This is a genomic window from Nostoc sp. C057 (assembly GCF_013393925.1).
GTDB lineage: Bacteria > Cyanobacteriota > Cyanobacteriia > Cyanobacteriales > Nostocaceae > Nostoc > Nostoc muscorum_A.
In genome coordinates, this window is the sequence record NZ_CP040281.1 from 407,519 (window position 1) to 423,939 (window position 16,421).

Here is a 16,421-nt window from a genome sequence, read left to right on the forward strand (position 1 = left end):
ACGGTTTTATGTCGTAAAATCTCTTAGAGGTTTTTTGATTTAGATTGTTAGGCGAACACCACATAAACCGTCAAACATTACATTACTCTTAACCCAAAGATTTAAACTTTTTGAAGCTGAAGGTTCTTCTGGAAAAGTTCTTGAACGTTTTTCCAAGCATCGGCAGCAGCTTCGGCATTGTAGCTAGAGCGATGGTTGCAGAAAAAGCCATGTCCTGCACCAGAGTAGCGAAATATAGCATGAGGAATCTGATTTTTCTTCAATTCAGCCTCAATCTGCTCCGTTTGTTCTAAGGGGATTCCTTGATCGTCAAGGCCAAAGAAGGCGTAAATGGGACCCTTGATATCAGGAGTGCGGGTGATGGTTGGTTCACCACCACCGGGAGTTGAGTTGGGAATACCGCCACCATAGAAGGAAGCTGTAACTTTAATATCTGGTAAAGTGGCAGCTAGATAAACTACATGACCACCAAAGCAGAAACCAATGGAGCCGATCGCATCTCCTTGCACATTTGGTAAGGTTTTTAAATAGGCGATCGCAGCCTTAATATCACTCAATATTTCCTCGGCTGTTGTCTGTTCCTTATATCCTCTTCCTTGCTGGACATCTTCAGGGGTGTATCCACCCTCAAAACCAGGGGCGGTGCGTTGAAATAAAGTCGGTGCGATCGCAACATACCCTTCTTTGGCAAATTTCTCAGCAACTTCTCGAATGTGAATGTTAACCCCAAAAATTTCCTGAATCACGATAACGGCTGGGAAGGTTCCCTTTTGTGCGGGTTCCGCTAAGTAAGCATCGATTTGCAAATCCCCGTTAGGAACTTTAACTTGAGTGGTGCGAATTTCTGTGTTTGTCATCGTAGGGATTAGCCTGTAATTACTTTGAGAACGAAATGTTTTGTGGTAAGTTTTGTACAAAATACTTAAACTTTACCGATTTACCGTAGTTTATAGAGTAGTATTTCACAAACAATGTCCAAAGGCAAGTCCTTATTTAAGAAGGAAATAGCTTACCGGGAATAGGGAATAACTTTTTTCTGTCCCCTAAATTCTGAGATATCCCAACAGGAGAATGAAAATGGCGCTCAAAGCAGTTCATCATATTCAGGCAACTTATCCTCTTGAGGTAGAGGATGCAATGCTATCTTTCTACAGCAGAATTTTGGGATTGACTGAAATTTCCAGACCTGATGCGGTCAAAAACGATTCAGGAGCCTGGTATCAGGTGGGAAACATTGAATTGCACGTTAGTAGAGAGAAGAACGCCAATAACCAAGTATCTAGAAGACATTTTTGTTTCCAAGTCGATGACTTGAACACCTTTGAGAAACACCTAAAAGAGTATGGGGTAGAAATTATTCCCGATCAACGACCACTACCAGGATGCGTGCGGTTTTTCATCCGCGATCCCGGTGGGAATCGCATAGAGATTGCAGAGTTCGTCAAGAGTACTTAGAAAGTATATTCTTTAGACATAGGAGTGAAAATGAATGTAGAGACGTAGCAGTGCTACGTCTCTACAAGGATTCTGGATAACGCATATTTAATTTCTGGAGATGTCTTTTATATTTTTATTGTCTAAGAATATGCACAAAGCAGCACCAACATCCTGAAAGATGAATAAAAATACTTGTATTGAAGATAGCGATCGCTATCTTCAATACAAAACTAGTAACTAAGCTGTTATGCAAATAAGATTGCACATCAACTGGTGAGGTTGTCCTTTGTCAATTGTCCTTTTTGCTTGGTAAACACAAATGACAAATGACTAATGACTAATGACAAATGACTAATGACGGTCTACACGGAAAATATTGCAATATGTATGCGCGTTAGCTTAGTGAGGTATTGTATTCAAACAAGAATCCCTAGCTAGCAACTAAAAAATTATAAACGCAGAGATGATCCAACTTAGCCCAGAACACTTGCAAACTATCCGCGCCCATGCCGAAAGCGCCTATCCGGAGGAGTGTTGCGGTATAATTTTAGGCTATTTGGCTAATGAGGGCAAAATTGTAGTTGAAGTCATACCAACAGAAAATGCCTGGAATACAGAAGCGGGTGCTGAGTTCTCAGGGGAACGCACAGCAGAAAGTAAAAGACGGCAATATGCGATCGCACCCGAAGTTATGCTAAAAACCCAAAAGGAAGCACGTAATCGCTCACTGAACATCGTCGGCATTTTTCATTCCCACCCAGATCATCCTGCTATCCCTTCAGAATGCGATCGCTTATATGCTTGGCAAGGATACTCGTATATAATAGTTACCGTCCAAAACGGTAAAGCTGGAGAACTTCAAAGCTGGAGCCTTGACGATCGTCATCAATTCCAAGCAGAGACAATTGAGAATATAAAATAACTGGCTTAGTTCAAAGACAGTCACTCGTAGCGGTTTTAGCCGCCACCACGGATAGAAAATTCATCTTCCCCACTCCCTATCTCCATAAGAGATACAGTTTTTCGATAGGATTAATATTCCGCTCTCCCAGATCATAACTGCTATGCTCAATCCCAATCTGGATGAAATCCAGTTGACCAAAGACGATTACGAACGCTACTCCCGACACTTGATTTTACCGGAAGTAGGACTAGAAGGACAGAAGCGCCTGAAAGCCGCCAGTGTACAGTGTATAGGTACAGGTGGACTAGGTTCACCACTACTTTTATATCTGGCGGCGGCGGGTATTGGACGCATTGGGATTGTCGATTTCGATGTTGTCGATACTTCCAATCTGCAACGCCAAGTCATCCACGGGACATCTTGGGTGGGTAAACCCAAGATTGAATCGGCAAAAAACCGCATTCACGAGATTAACCCCTATTGTCAGGTTGATTTATACGAAACTCGCCTGACTTCCGAAAACGCCCTAGAAATCCTTGAACCTTACGATATCGTCGTAGATGGGACTGATAACTTCCCCACTAGATATCTAGTTAACGATGCCTGCGTATTGCTGAATAAGCCCAACGTCTACGGCTCAATTTTACGCTTTGAAGGGCAAGCTACTGTATTTAACTACCAAGGTGGGCCAAATTATCGTGACCTTTTCCCAGAACCACCACCACCAGGAATGGTTCCCTCTTGTGCAGAAGGTGGCGTACTCGGTATTTTGCCAGGAATTATTGGTTTAATCCAAGCAACCGAAACTGTCAAAATCATTTTGGGGCAAGGTAATACTCTAAGTGGACGATTGCTGCTATACAACGCCTTAGATATGAAATTTCGGGAGTTGAAACTACGTCCTAACCCGATTCGCCCAGTAATTGAAAAACTAGTAGACTACGAAGAATTCTGCGGGATTCCGCAAGCTAAGGCAGAGGAGGCAAAACAGCAGTTGGAAAGTCAAGAAATGACTGTTAAGGATTTGAAGGAATTACTAGATAGCGGTGCAAAGGATTTTGTCCTACTGGATGTCCGCAACCCCAATGAGTACGAAATTGCCAAGATTCCTGGTTCGGTGTTAGTACCCTTACCAGACATTGAAAATGGCAATGGCGTTGCGAAGGTGAAGGAAATATTGAACGGACACCGCTTAATCGCTCATTGTAAGATGGGCGGGCGATCGGCAAAAGCCCTCGCCATCCTTAAGGAAGCCGGGATTGTCGGCACAAATGTTAAAGGCGGAATTACCGCTTGGAGTCGAGAAGTCGATCCTTCAGTTCCAGAGTATTAACAACAGAGGCAGGAGGCAGGAGAAATACTGCTCCGCCTCTGCTCTGTTTTATACCATGATCGGAGCGAGTTTGCGGTTTAAGTCTCCCATTCGCTCATCTCCTGATGACCTTTTTAGAATTAAAAATTAAAAGTTAAAAATTAAGAAAAAGAATAATTTTTAATTAATTTTGGTACAAAGCCAACAATAATATATGACGCAGTGTTAGCAAGTCCACATACTCCTTCCTTACAGGACGCTGCGCGAATAGAGAAGCTACGCGCAGCGTCTCATAGATAGCGTCTTAGAATTTTTAATTAATAATTTTTAATTTTTAATTGGAGCGAAGCGACTTGACTACCTCAAAATCTCATTTCAATATTTTATGGGTGCAAGTTTGGGTATTGGCAGTGGTGCAGGGAGCAATTACCCTCACCTGGTTAATTTATAATATATATTTGCCACAACTTTTGACTCAGTTTGGTTTTCCCGCCTCGCTTGCAGTTGCCTTGGTGCTAGTCGAAAATGCCTTGAGTGCGTTGCTGGAACCATTGATGGGCGGACTTTCAGACCAAGCTAGGCGCTGGGTAGGGACTCGATTTCCCTTCATCTCAGTAGGTATGATTCTGGCATCGGCTTTGTTTATTGCCATACCATGCGTTGTGAGTTTGATTCCACCTACTACTGTAATGCGATCGCTCTTACCTATAGTATTGGTAGCCTGGGCATTAGCAATGACAATATTTCGTTCTCCAGCAATGTGCCTCTTGGGGATGTATTCTACACCAGCCCAGTTACCTTTAGCAGTAAGTGTTGTCACTTTAGCAGGCGGTTTGATTGGGGCTTTTAGACCGATAAGCCACAAGTTTATTCTCAGCTTAGGGCCAGTTTATACTTTTGCGATCGGTTCTTTCGTCATGCTAGGGGCGGCCGCTGTGTTGCGATTAGTCAATCCTCCAGAAGCACCTGTGGATAGACACCAAATAGAAGTAGTAAAGTTGCCGTTACAAAAATTGGCTTTGATTTTAGTAACTGGTTTTGGTGTAGCGTGGGGTATCCGATTTCTCTTTGATGTTTTGGGTAAAGTACTAAAGGCCCAACTGAATACTGATAATATTGATGTGCTTATGGTGTGGATTGGATTAGCGATCGCAATTGCCAGCATACCAGCAGGAATCTTCGCCGTCAAAATTGGTAATCGTCAAGCAATGCTTTGTGGGATCTGTGCAATCATTCTCTCGTTACTGATAATGATATCTGTGGGCGCACAAATTCCGATAATTGCGGTAATCGTTGCTAGCTTTAGTTTAATTGTCAATGGGGCAATTCCTTTTGCTTTAGAACTAGTACCTCAGCGATGGGCGGGATTAGGAATTGGGATGTATTTTGGTGGATTCGCTCTAGCCATGAGTTTGTTTGGTGTCATCTTTCCCAAGTTACAAGCAATAACACCTTTTATCGGTGCAACTGGGGGTGCATTGGCATTTTTCCTAGCTGGTGTTTGTATTGCGGTAAGTGGCATTTCTGAAACGCAGAGGAACGCAGAGGTTTAACGCATAGGCGCTTCTCTACGAGACGCTACGCGAACGCCTTCCCGCAGGGTAGGGACGCAAAGTTATGCTCTGCGTCCCTCTGTTGATGAAATCTGACAAATCTTAATTACGAATGAGTTACAGATTTAACTTGACTCAACAAATCGTGCAGTTTTTCGCCTTCAATGACTTCTGTTTCTAAGAGTTGAGTTGCGATCGCTTCTAGCAAGTCTCGATTCTGTCTAAGAATCTCTAGGGCTTGTTCGTGGGCTGTTTCCACGATTTCCTTAACTTCGCTATCAATGGCTTTGGATGTGTCTTCACTCACCGCCCGTCGGGGATTAGCCCCACCATTACCCAAAAACATCGATTGTTGTCCTTGTTGGTAAGCTAATGGCCCTAAGACTTTGCTCATACCATAAGATGTTACCATCCGTTCTGCCAAGTCAGTTGCTCGTTGCAAATCGTTGGAAGCACCTGTGGTAATACTGTTAAACACAACCTCTTCGGCGGAACGTCCACCTAATAGAGTTGCAATCTGACCCCGCAATTCCTCTTCATTCATCAAAAAGCGGTCTTCAGTTGGTAATTGCAGAGTGTAGCCCAAAGCAGCCATCCCACGGGGAATAATCGAAATCTTTTCTACGCGACCGTTTCCTGTGGTTAGCGCCCCGACCATTGCGTGACCAACTTCATGGTATGCAACAATCTTTTTCTCAGTCTCGTTCATGACACGACTCTTTTTTTCTAAGCCGGCGACTACTCGCTCAATTGCTTCAGCGAAGTCTTCTTGAGCGACACTTTCACGCAGATTACGAGCTGCTAATAATGCGGCTTCGTTCACCAAATTCGCTAAATCTGCGCCAGCAAAACCAGGAGTACGAGTAGCGATCGCTTTTAAATTTACATCATCTCCTAATTTTACCTTTTGAGCGTGAATCTTGAGAATTGCTTCCCGACCAGATAAATCAGGACGGTCTACCAACACTTGGCGGTCAAAGCGGCCTGGACGTAGCAATGCAGAGTCAAGGCTTTCGGGGCGGTTGGTAGCTGCTAGGACAATCACCGTTGCATCCCCAGCCGCAAACCCGTCCATCTCCGTTAGTAATTGATTGAGGGTCTGTTCTCGCTCATCGTTACCACCGTAGAAGCCGTTACTGCTACGAGACTTACCGATCGCATCTAATTCATCAATGAATATAATACAAGGAGCTTGTTTTTTAGCCTGCTCAAACAAATCCCGCACTCTGGAAGAACCCACGCCGACAAACAATTCCACAAACTCGGAACCAGAGATACTGAAGAATGGAACTCCAGCTTCCCCTGCTACGGCTTTCGCTAAAAGTGTCTTACCAGTACCAGGAGGGCCAACTAACAACACACCTTTAGGAATTCTCGCGCCAATTTGCGTAAACCGTGCTGGGGTCTTGAGGAAATCTACAATTTCTACTAACTCAGTTTTTGCTTCTTCTACGCCAGCCACATCTGCAAAGGTGATTTTAGCTGATTCGCCTTCAACGTAAACTTTAGCTTTGCTCTTACCAATGGAAAGCGCACCTTGAGGGCCACCGCCGCCACCACGTGACAGAAAGAATTGCCAAATACCAATAAAAATCAGTGGTGGAATCACCCAACTTAAGAGGGTTGTAATCCAAGTATTTTTGGGTGGAGGTGTAGCAGCAAACTCAACTCCCTTTTCTTCTAGCAGTTTGGGTAACTCTAAATCAAAGATTGGTGTAGTTGCAAACACTGGGCCAGGCTCGGCATTTTCTGTTTTTAGTTCGTAGAGAATCTGGTTTTGACCAACAGAAACGCGATTAACTTCCCCTTCTTGTACTTGATGAATAAATAAACTATAGGGAACACCAGTAGGGCCAGAAGCAAATAAACCAGGCAAAAATATATTTAAGAGCAGGAATAGCCCTGATACTGCCAGTAAGATATTAGCAATGATCCGAAACCGAGGTGATTTAGGTTGTTCTTTAATTGCCATAGATGTTGTTACCAATCCTTAGAATGAAAACTATTGAGAATGTAACTTTATGGAAAAATTAGATATTTCCAGTCTAAATAATTCAAGCAGCTAGCTTATACTGTTTCCAACCAATCAAAAATTTGGGCTAACTGGTCTAGCGTTACCAGTCCATACTGCCAGAGGGTCATAGCCAGGAAGTTGGGGGTCTGCTCACAATGTCGCAAAGCAAGAGAAATTGCTCCACCCGAAATACCCAACTCTTCCTCTAAAAAATGCACCAATTGATCTGTAGCTTTCATTGCAATGTTAAATAATGTTAAATAAGTTTTATTTCTGAGAAAGTTTGACTTGTGTGATGCAATGTCCAGGTTGCATCGCAAAGTTGTTCAATTTGTCTTAGATCCTTAAGGATACTACCTATTTTCATAATTTCTCCTGTTTAGCAATGTCGCAGCATTTTTTTATTTATGTAACTAAACTTAACAATTTAATTAATCTTTGGGAACTAACAAGCAAATACGGTTTACCGTACTCAAAGGCTTAATACCAATGGAAATGAGAAAATTTAATGGACAGAACGCCGTTAAAGAAGACGCAGGGATTGTGAGAAGCGAAGAGAAATCCCCTGTCTCCTCTCCCATATCCTGACTTTTCACGTTATATGGAAAAACCCACCAAAAACCTAACCCAATACGGTTCGGTTAAGACAAGAGACGCGATGAATCGCCGTCTCTACAATAATCAGTCTTTTGTAGAGACGACGATTTATCGCGTCTTTGCGATCTAGAATTTTCATCAAAAAACCTTAACCGAACCGTATTGCTTGCGATCTCACTCAATGTGCAAATTAAATGCTTAACAGCTTATGTTCCTTTTTCAGCAACAAAACTAACTAATACCACAGGCTGATAGTTTTACAGCTAAAGCATTCGAGTATCGCCACGGTTGAGAACCACCAATCCAAATACGTGAGGGGAGATGACCGATTGGTGCTTTGAGACTAAAATTAAATTCCGAGTTCGCAGAAGTATAATTGTATATATGCCAACCAACTTGTTTACAAAAAATTCCATAGTCTCCATTTACATTTTTGTAAATAAGTGTTTGCACACTAAAACCGAAGCGTCCATGACTGTAATTCACCCATAAATGGTCAATAGTCTGCAAATGTTGGCAGGGAAATTTATCAACTTCACTACTCAATATATAGCTACCTCTAGGCTTGGCTAGTGCCTGACACATCAGTTCCCAAGTTTCGCTATCTGCTAATTGCCATTTTCCTTTTGCTAATAAATCATGCAAAGGCTTATAATCAATAGTAGTTAATGTATGATAATTAGAAATATTTAGCAGTTTTTTTGGTTGTTCTTCTAGTGTCTGTAACGCTTCTGTGGCAGATTGAAAGCGTTGCGAAACGGCATTTTGTAAAAGTTTATCTAATATTTGAGAAAGGCGATCGCTAACAATATTGTTTGCTGGTAAATGTTCTTGCCATACCCAGCGATCGCTAACAATATCGAACAAATCAAAGGGAGAAATAGCAGTGAGTAAGTAAATACATGTTACACCCAAGCTGTAAAGATCGCTAGCTGGTAATGCTTTTCCCCGCATTTGTTCTGGAGCAACATATTCTGGAGTACCTACTATTGTGCCTGTACGAAGTTGCCTGGTATTCGTGGCGAGTTTAGCAATTCCAAAATCTATTAAAACCAAATCTCCTCGAACAGAACGGCGCATAATATTTTCTGGTTTAATATCTCGGTGAATTACTTGCCGGGAATGGATAAATTGCAGTGTGAGCAATAAACTTTTTAATATCTCCCATATTTGCGGTTCTTTAAAAACGCCTTGTTGTTGTAATTCCTGAGCAAGTGTTTGGCCATCAATTAATTCCTCGACGATATAAAACTTTTTATTTTGTTCAAAGTGTGCTAATAACTTGGGTATTTGAGAGTGTTCTAGTTCATTGAGACGAAGTGCCTCTTGGTTAAATAGGCTGACTGCCTTGTGCCAAACCTCAGTATTTTCCTCTTGGAAACATAGCTGCTTAATTGCACATTTTGGTTTAGCTGGAAGATGTTCATCAATAGCTAAAAACGTTCTCCCAAAGCCACCGCACCCAATGACAGCAAGCGCGCGATATCGCTGCTTAAGTAACAATTTCTGACCACAACTATTACAAAAACGAGAACTGTCAGAATTTTGCGGACGCAAGCAGTCAATATTGGTACAGTAGCTCATACTATTTGTTGCAATTGCTATATATCAAAGTATTCCCATGCGATCGCCATAATTAACCCGTAGTTTTGTAGCGACTGTCTTAAAAGTCAAGCGAACGTTAACAAAAAACCGGGACTCTTAACATTGACGCAACTGGGGAACGCAGCGCTAGATTCTGCGGTGGCTGGTACGGGCAAAAAGACTTGTGGCTCTTGGTTAAGATGGTAGCAGCCCGCACCAGCCACTCCGCTTCGCCGCAGAATCTTCCCCAGTTGCTGGATTTCCCGTGGAGATAAAAAGAGCATAAAAGTTGACCCAAATGCCGCAATGGGATCATCGGGGGACTATTCCAAAGTATAAAAACGTTGAGTTGTGATTAAGCGTTGGCAATGGGTTGTAAGTTGTCAGTTACACGCCAAGGCAAATTATCTCGAACCATTGCATTTAGAATGACTAACATTTTATGAACGCAAGCAGTGAGAGCTAATTTTTCGATTTACCACGTTCGACGAGGCGCTCATAAAGGCGCTTTATAACCGGATTATGACGCATAGCAACAACAGCACCCATATAAAGAATGGCACGAACATGAGCGCGACCGCCATTAATCATGCGCTTACCTTTGTGTTGACCACTATCATGATTAATTGGTGCAACACCAACTAAGCGAGAAATTTGTTTGGCAGTGAGTTGACCCAGTTCTGGTAAATCCGAAACCAGAGTTGTCGAAATTACTTGACCAATACCAGGAGTACTTTTTAAGTAAATTAACTTTATCAATCCATTGAAGATTGTTTTGCGTCAATTCGGCAATTTTTTGATTGAGTTGTTTGAGGTGTTCTTCCAGGTATTCAATATGAGCCTCAATATCTGCCAAGGCTTGACCACGAGTGCGTGAGCGGCGATTCTTTTCGGCTGTCTGCATCTCCACTAATTGTCGTCTGCGACTAATTAATTCCGATAATTGACGCGCCATTTCGGATTGAATGGCTAAAACTTGGGGTTTCATCGCTTCGCCAAAATGTGCCAATATTTGTGCATCAATGGCATCAGTTTTGGTAGCTTACCCGTAGCTTTCGCAAAATCTCGTCCTTGACGGGGATTAATTAATGCTACTGGTAAAAGTGCAGCTTGCAATTGGATTACTAGTTCAGTTTCTAATCCTCCGGTTGCTTCTAGTACAATCAGATTTAAACTATAGGATAAGAGTAGCTCCACTAGATTTGATATTTCTGATTCTGTATTTGCCACAATCATAGCTTTACCCAGAGGACGGATATAAACATCTAATGTGGCTTTACTCACATCAATACCTACCCATTGAGCAATATTTTCCATATTTCACTCTCACGGATTGTGTTTGTTATAGTTGATTCTTATCCCCTTGATTACACTCATCCTTGCACGATACGGACTGTATAATCTAAACATCAGTATTTAAATTTTTGCCCCTGGCGACTGTTCGAGTTCTGTCAAAGAGATTATTGTAGTGACCCATGCTACAAAGCGGTCTTTCTTGACCAAGGTTGGGACGGTCTACTACTCTTTCTAAGATACAAGGTTGGGTGCAGCGATAGCGTAACCCAACATAAAATTTGGTGGTAATGTTGGGTTGCGTTTCACTCCACCCAACCTACATCAATATATCTTTTAAAAAACTCTAGGTTTCAACATAGATGAGGTTTATATGTTGGTTTTTGTGCCACAACTTTTGGCATAGGTGGGGATGATTTGCAAGTATTCTTAGTTCTTGGCTCAGTTGGCTTATGTCTGCGTTTAGAATTTTGTTAAGCGATCGCATTTTTGCCTAAAATTCTTCGTGGGTAAAAGGGTGAGAGCATAATTCCTCTTGCTACTTTACCAAGGATTACCAACCATTGTGAATCCAGACCAATAATAAGGATGGGTAAGTAATTGCTCCCCTTCATCAGCACTGTTAGTAGGTAAAGACAAGTTCCCCACTACTCCCAAACCTTCTAATTGACCATTTTTAACGTAAATTTCCCCTTTGGCCATAGCTACCTGAGCCTGTCTGAGGGCTTCTGCCTTAATTGGAGCTGTCCTCAAGTTTTGATAAAATTTCGTCATCAAGGCTGCTGTACCAGCATCATTAACCGACCAAAGACTAGCAACACTAGTTTTCACGCCTGCCAGCACTGCTAAACCTGCAAATCCAAGCTCTGACTCTTCATCTCCTAATGCTGTTCTACAAGCACTCAGCACCAGCATTTCAACTTCGGGTTCATTAAAGCGCAACTGTCGTAATTGGTTCAAGCGTAACTTGTCTTCCCACAGTTGAATATAAGAATTACTCAAAGCGCCGGTAGTAAAATCGGCATGGGTTGCCATGTGAATAATCCCAAAAGGTTGTTGACGGCGGATAGTTTTGAGATTTTCTAAGGTAGCTTGCTTGTCTAACAATAATTTGCCCTGCCAAAGTTTAGACACCAGTGTTGATAACTCCAGAGGAACTGCTGGTAAAGGCTCTTGTCCTTGTGTACTCTGAGAAACCCCTAGCGCTAAAATTTGAGATTTTTTAATGTCTTTATAAAGAGTGTTAGTCAAGCTGATACTGGGCATCAAACCAATGCTATATTTTTCTACTAGAAATCCCTTGCCATCATGAAGTGCTGCCATTGGGGTTGAACGTAACCCAATATCTGGTAAAAAAACTAAATTATTGATTTCTCTTGCTCGTAAATCTGCCTCTAGTGGTGCAATTATCCAGCGATAAAGTTGTTGAGATGGACGCAAATAACCGGTGCGGCGACGGTTTTGTGGACTAACTATTTGGTCACGAAACTCTTGAGCTACTTGGAGAACTTTGGCTCTGGTCGTTTCTGGGATGCGCTTGCGGATGGGGTCGCCTTTTCCAGTTACTACGACTATTTCCAGTTGGTCGCTATTCTGCTCTGCTAGAGTATTTAATTGTTTAGTAAATTTTTGAGATTTGCCCAAATTTCTCTCTGGTATTATCTCCACAGGAACAAAACTGATGTAAATAAATGCAGGTTTAACACCAGTCGCTTCTTCAATTTTGCGAGCAATTTCTTTGGCATCATCTAGTGTTTTAATTTTAGGAGTCGGGATGCCTAAATGGTCGGCAAAATCATCTGTGAATTGATCTTCGGGTGTGGGATCGGTATTAATAACAGGGTTATCAATCTTAGGATTATTGGGGCCAGGGACATTCGGTTTATCTGGAGTGCATTGGAATGAGCAAGGGGGAGGATTTGGGGTATCATTCCGGGGAGGAATCTGACTGACGTTGATTCCTATCTGTACAGGTGCAGAAGACGAAACGCGGTCATTTGCACTAATTACAAAGGCATTTAGTGACCCATTTACATCAGTCGGAGGGGTATACACCAAAGTATCGCCGCTAGATAAGGTAGTTACACCAGGAATGACGGGAAGTCCATTTACAGTCAGATTTCCTGTATTCACTGCATTAACTTGGATGGAGGTGATGTCATTATTAGCATCGCTGACCAGTGCAGCCAAGCTAGAGAATGTCAAGGTAACAGGTTGATTGGTCTGGGTGTTGGGTAGCGATGAGTTTGCCGTTAATACAGGCGGAGTGTTGACGGAAGTAATGGTGATGCCGGTTGGGGTGCCGATCGCATTTCCACCAGTTGGCAATACTGGAAAGTTACCCGAAGCGATGGTTGTACCGCCACCCACATCAATTGTTCCGGCTGTACCATTAGTACTCGTCGCATCACCCACAATAAATGGCACATTACCTGGGCCACCATCATGTCGAATTGTAACAGTACCTCCGGCGATGCTAGTGGTTACTCCTTCTCCAGAATCGAAAATTCCGCCGGTGGCGATGGTAGTACCTACCCCTATTCCTTGAACTAGTCCGTTTGTCAGCACTTGCACATTGCCACCTTGAACAGTGTTGCCATTAACAAAATCCGTTGTGGCCTGTGTGTTGATGTTGTTAAAGCGAATTGTGCTGCCAAAGGGATTGGTAGTTCGTAAAGTAACGTTGCCACCTGTAGCACTTGCAGTCCCATCCACTCCGGTGGCGCTGGCTGAGGTATCAATGCCACCATTAACGGTGATATTCTCTGTGGCAGTTAAGGTGACTGCGCCAGCCGTGCCAGTAAAATCGCCACCTCCGGTCTTGACTAGATATGAGTTAATCGCCCCAGTGGTAATACTACCTGCTGTAGTTGTTGCGACTATATCGCCAGCCGTACCTAAGCGAGTGGCATTACTGGAAAAGGAATCGATAGTATCAGTGAGGATATTGCCTGCCGCAGTCAAAGTAACTGTTCCTGGGATGCCACCACCACTAAAGAAACCACTATCGCTGGTGTTGATCTGATTGAGGGTAATTCCACCATTACTACTTATGACTTGAACATTACCTGCTGAATAGCCTTGTCCACTGGCAATAATGTTGCCTGCACTAATATTGCCTGTCGCAAACAAATTTACATTCCCGCTTCTAGCGAAATTACCAGTTGTGTTTAGATTTCCTAGTAATAAGCTGGCTCCCAAAATGTTAATGGCTCCTCCGCTTGTCTGGATTGTGTTGGTAGGGTCAACAAAGTTTACAGAACCGCTTTGTGAGTTTAGGCTGAAGCTACCACCGCCCAAGGCTAAAGTAGCAACACCATCGGTAGTTACTGTTGGTGTAGCTCCGGTGATGTCATTGATCGTAATATTGCCTGTAGCTTGTAAGCTGATATTCGCACCCGAAGCTGCGATCGCACCCCATGAAACTGTATTCGCCCCAATATCTGCATCGCCAAAGGCAATATTGCCAGCTGTAGCATCAAAAGTACCTACTTCACCATCGATAATAGTCAATGTGCTGGGGTCTAATAATAAAGTGCCAAAGCTGCCATTAGGGGCTGAAGCATCTACTAAACCGTTGTAGGTTAAGAAATTTTTGCCTGATACTTCTACAAAACCACCATTGCCAGAATTCGCTCCTCCACGAGCCGAAATTTTACCAAAATATTGAGTTGTGTCGTTACCCCAAACAATTACCCGTCCGCCGTTTCCATTCAAATTGCTATCAGCATTAATGAAGGAGTTGGAATTAACATAAGTTTGATCTGCGTTGGGTAAAGTTCCCTTACCTTGGTAATCGCCGCCAATTAATACAGTACCGCCGCCATTGGTTCCAGAGGCATTAATATTGGCATCAACCAGCGCAACTTTTTTACCCAAAGCAGTTACCGTACCGCCTATTTGACTTGATACATCCACTTTGCCTGAAACAATTGTTGTGCCTGGTGTTGTGGGAACCGTCACATTAGATTCTGTTAATTTTACAGTCCCATCAGGATTGGCAGTTAACCCAGTGTTACCAACTGTGAGCAATTCAGGTATTGAGGCGATGGGAATTGTCCAGTTATTGGGTTGATTGCTACTAGAGGCGAGGGGCTGAATTTCCAGACTCAGCAAGTTTCCTGGCTGACTGAGACGCACCCAATTTTGCCCTGGTACGGATGTGATCGAAATCTGCCCTCCCGGTGCCGAAAGTTGCCCGGTGTTGACTACAGTACCACCCAATATATTCAAATTTTGCCCAACACCTACTGCCAAATTTCCAGCATTTGCGATCGCTCCTGGCTGGTTCATACTAAAGGCAAATCCGTTGGGGGTGCCAACTAAAGCAGCGTAGTCATTAACACCAATAGCGTTGAACCAACTACTGCCAAAACCAATGCCATTGGCTGTTGTCACCGTGAAAGCACCAGGCACATTTAAGCTGGCGTTTGATCCAAAAATAAATCCGGCTGGATTCATCAAGAAGAGGTTAGGATTGCCACCTGTTACCTGAATTAAGCCATTGATAACCGAGGCATTCCCGCCTGTAATACGACCAAGGATATTTTGCAGCGCCGGACTAGCTTGAAAGTTGGCGATTTGTTCTGGTGAAATTCCAAATTGTTGAAAGCTGTGAAAGAGGTTAACACCATCTCCAGAAGTTGTACCGCCAGTGATATCAAGTCGATTACCGTTGGGTGTAACAATTGTATTTGTCCCATCGGCAGCAGGGACAATTTGTTGTGTTTGGGCTAATGCCGTACTAGTGACTGTCACCAGAGGCAAAATGGCTAAGACTGAAGCGGCGATTTTGTTTAGTAGAGGTTTTTTACGCCGCAAAATGAAGCGACTTTCGGGCAATTCTACATCGATTTGTAACTTTTCTGCTAATCCGCGTCGCCAAAGTGCTTGAGCGATCGCCTTCTGTGACCAGAGTATTTGTTCACTTTTTCTAGTAACAGAGATGCTTTGAGAATGATTTCGGTATAAGTACAGTGGCTCTTCAACTCGGCGCACTTGAGCTACTTCTGAAAGTCGTAGACACAAGTCGTAATCTTCGGCACATTGGAACGACTTGTTAACACCTCCCACCTGGTCGTAAGCTGAACGGCGCATCAAGCGGAAGTGGAAAGTCATGAAGTTTACCAACAGCCCCTCTGGGGAGTAAGGAATGTCACAGCGATGACCGTAGCTGATGACTTGACTTTTTTCATTAATATTTAAGTAGTCGGTGTAAACAAATCCTGTTTCTGGGTGGCGATTTAGTAGTGTAGCAGTTTGGGCGAGGGCGGTAGGGGCTAGGATATCATCACTGTCTACGATACCGATGTAAGTGCCGCTAGTTTGGGCGATCGCTATCTTACAAGCCGCAGAAACTCCTTGATGCTGTGCTTCTACTACCCGCACTCGCCTATCTTGTTGAGCATAAGCGTTTGCGATCGCCACTGATCCATCTGTGGAGCCATCATCCCAAATTAGTAGCTCAAAGTCTTGCCATGTTTGCGCTAATACGCTGGCGATCGCTACCCCAAGGTAAGACTCCCGGTTGTAATTGACGATGACTATGGAGATCAGTGGTGGCATCGAAGTATTCCCAAGTTTTCTACCTGTTACCACAATATAATGCTACGGGCTATCACTTAGAAAAAATTGCTGTTAATTATTGTTTTAGTTACAAATCTTCTGAAATTTGAATGTCAAAAATATGATATTGAAATATTCATACAGCCATAGCACACTCAAAAA

11 protein-coding genes and 1 pseudogene are annotated in these 16,421 nt (G+C 43.0%); 5 read left to right on the forward strand and 7 right to left on the reverse strand.

The features are described from left to right. Positions 1-101: 101 nt before the first annotated feature. Positions 102-857 (reverse strand): dienelactone hydrolase family protein, encoded by a 756-nt coding sequence (locus tag FD724_RS01690; protein ID WP_179071359.1) that lies wholly within the window; start codon positions 855-857, stop codon positions 102-104. A 220-nt stretch (positions 858-1,077) separates the two neighbouring features. On the opposite strand from FD724_RS01690, the gene FD724_RS01695 reads away from it, so the two are divergent. The 4 genes from FD724_RS01695 to FD724_RS01710 all read left to right on the forward strand — a co-directional run bounded on the left by FD724_RS01695 (position 1,078) and on the right by FD724_RS01710 (position 5,206). Then, positions 1,078-1,455: a VOC family protein gene (locus FD724_RS01695; RefSeq protein ID WP_179071360.1), complete on the forward strand. Its 378-nt coding sequence runs from the start codon at positions 1,078-1,080 to the stop codon at positions 1,453-1,455. Positions 1,456-1,900: 445 nt separating this feature from the next. Beyond that, entirely contained in the window at positions 1,901-2,359 is a 459-nt protein-coding gene (locus FD724_RS01700; protein WP_179071361.1) for a Mov34/MPN/PAD-1 family protein, read from the forward strand. Between the two features lie 142 nt (positions 2,360-2,501). Further along, a complete protein-coding gene (moeB, locus tag FD724_RS01705; RefSeq protein ID WP_179071362.1) occupies positions 2,502-3,674 on the forward strand; it encodes a molybdopterin-synthase adenylyltransferase MoeB in 1,173 nt (390 codons plus the stop codon). Between the two features lie 332 nt (positions 3,675-4,006). Continuing rightward, on the forward strand, positions 4,007-5,206 hold the full coding sequence (locus FD724_RS01710) for an MFS transporter (RefSeq protein WP_179071363.1): 1,200 nt from the start codon (positions 4,007-4,009) through the stop codon (positions 5,204-5,206). 106 nt (positions 5,207-5,312) lie between these two features. Here FD724_RS01710 and ftsH4 read toward each other — a convergent pair whose 3' ends face one another. Together ftsH4 and FD724_RS01720 are read right to left on the reverse strand one after the other, a co-directional pair. Further along, positions 5,313-7,178 carry an ATP-dependent zinc metalloprotease FtsH gene (ftsH4, locus tag FD724_RS01715; RefSeq protein WP_179071364.1) on the reverse strand — a complete coding sequence of 622 codons (1,866 nt, stop codon included), beginning with the start codon at positions 7,176-7,178 and terminating at the stop codon, positions 5,313-5,315. Positions 7,179-7,273: 95 nt separating this feature from the next. Next, complete coding sequence (locus tag FD724_RS01720) at positions 7,274-7,459, reverse strand: DUF2949 domain-containing protein (RefSeq protein WP_114080862.1); 186 nt, start codon at positions 7,457-7,459, stop codon at positions 7,274-7,276. Positions 7,460-7,821: 362 nt separating this feature from the next. Here FD724_RS01720 and FD724_RS40535 point away from each other — a divergent pair, with 362 nt between their 5' ends. Next, the gene (locus tag FD724_RS40535; RefSeq protein WP_256874421.1) at positions 7,822-7,947 is read left to right on the forward strand and encodes a hypothetical protein; all 126 of its coding nucleotides are present in this window, start codon (positions 7,822-7,824) and stop codon (positions 7,945-7,947) included. A 101-nt stretch (positions 7,948-8,048) separates the two neighbouring features. On the opposite strand, the gene FD724_RS01725 is transcribed toward FD724_RS40535, so the two are convergent. From FD724_RS01725 to FD724_RS01730, 4 genes and pseudogenes are all read right to left on the reverse strand, one after another. Then, a complete protein-coding gene (locus FD724_RS01725) occupies positions 8,049-9,401 on the reverse strand; it encodes a serine/threonine-protein kinase (RefSeq protein WP_179071365.1) in 1,353 nt (450 codons plus the stop codon). Positions 9,402-9,487: 86 nt separating this feature from the next. Beyond that, positions 9,488-9,685, reverse strand: coding sequence for a hypothetical protein (locus tag FD724_RS40255; RefSeq protein WP_218651493.1), 198 nt, complete (start codon positions 9,683-9,685; stop codon positions 9,488-9,490). A 71-nt stretch (positions 9,686-9,756) separates the two neighbouring features. Beyond that, positions 9,757-10,718 (reverse strand): annotated as a pseudogene (locus FD724_RS40260) (IS110 family transposase). A gap of 519 nt (positions 10,719-11,237) precedes the next feature. Continuing rightward, entirely contained in the window at positions 11,238-16,259 is a 5,022-nt protein-coding gene (locus tag FD724_RS01730) for a CHAT domain-containing protein (protein ID WP_179071366.1), read from the reverse strand. Positions 16,260-16,421 lie beyond the last annotated feature (162 nt).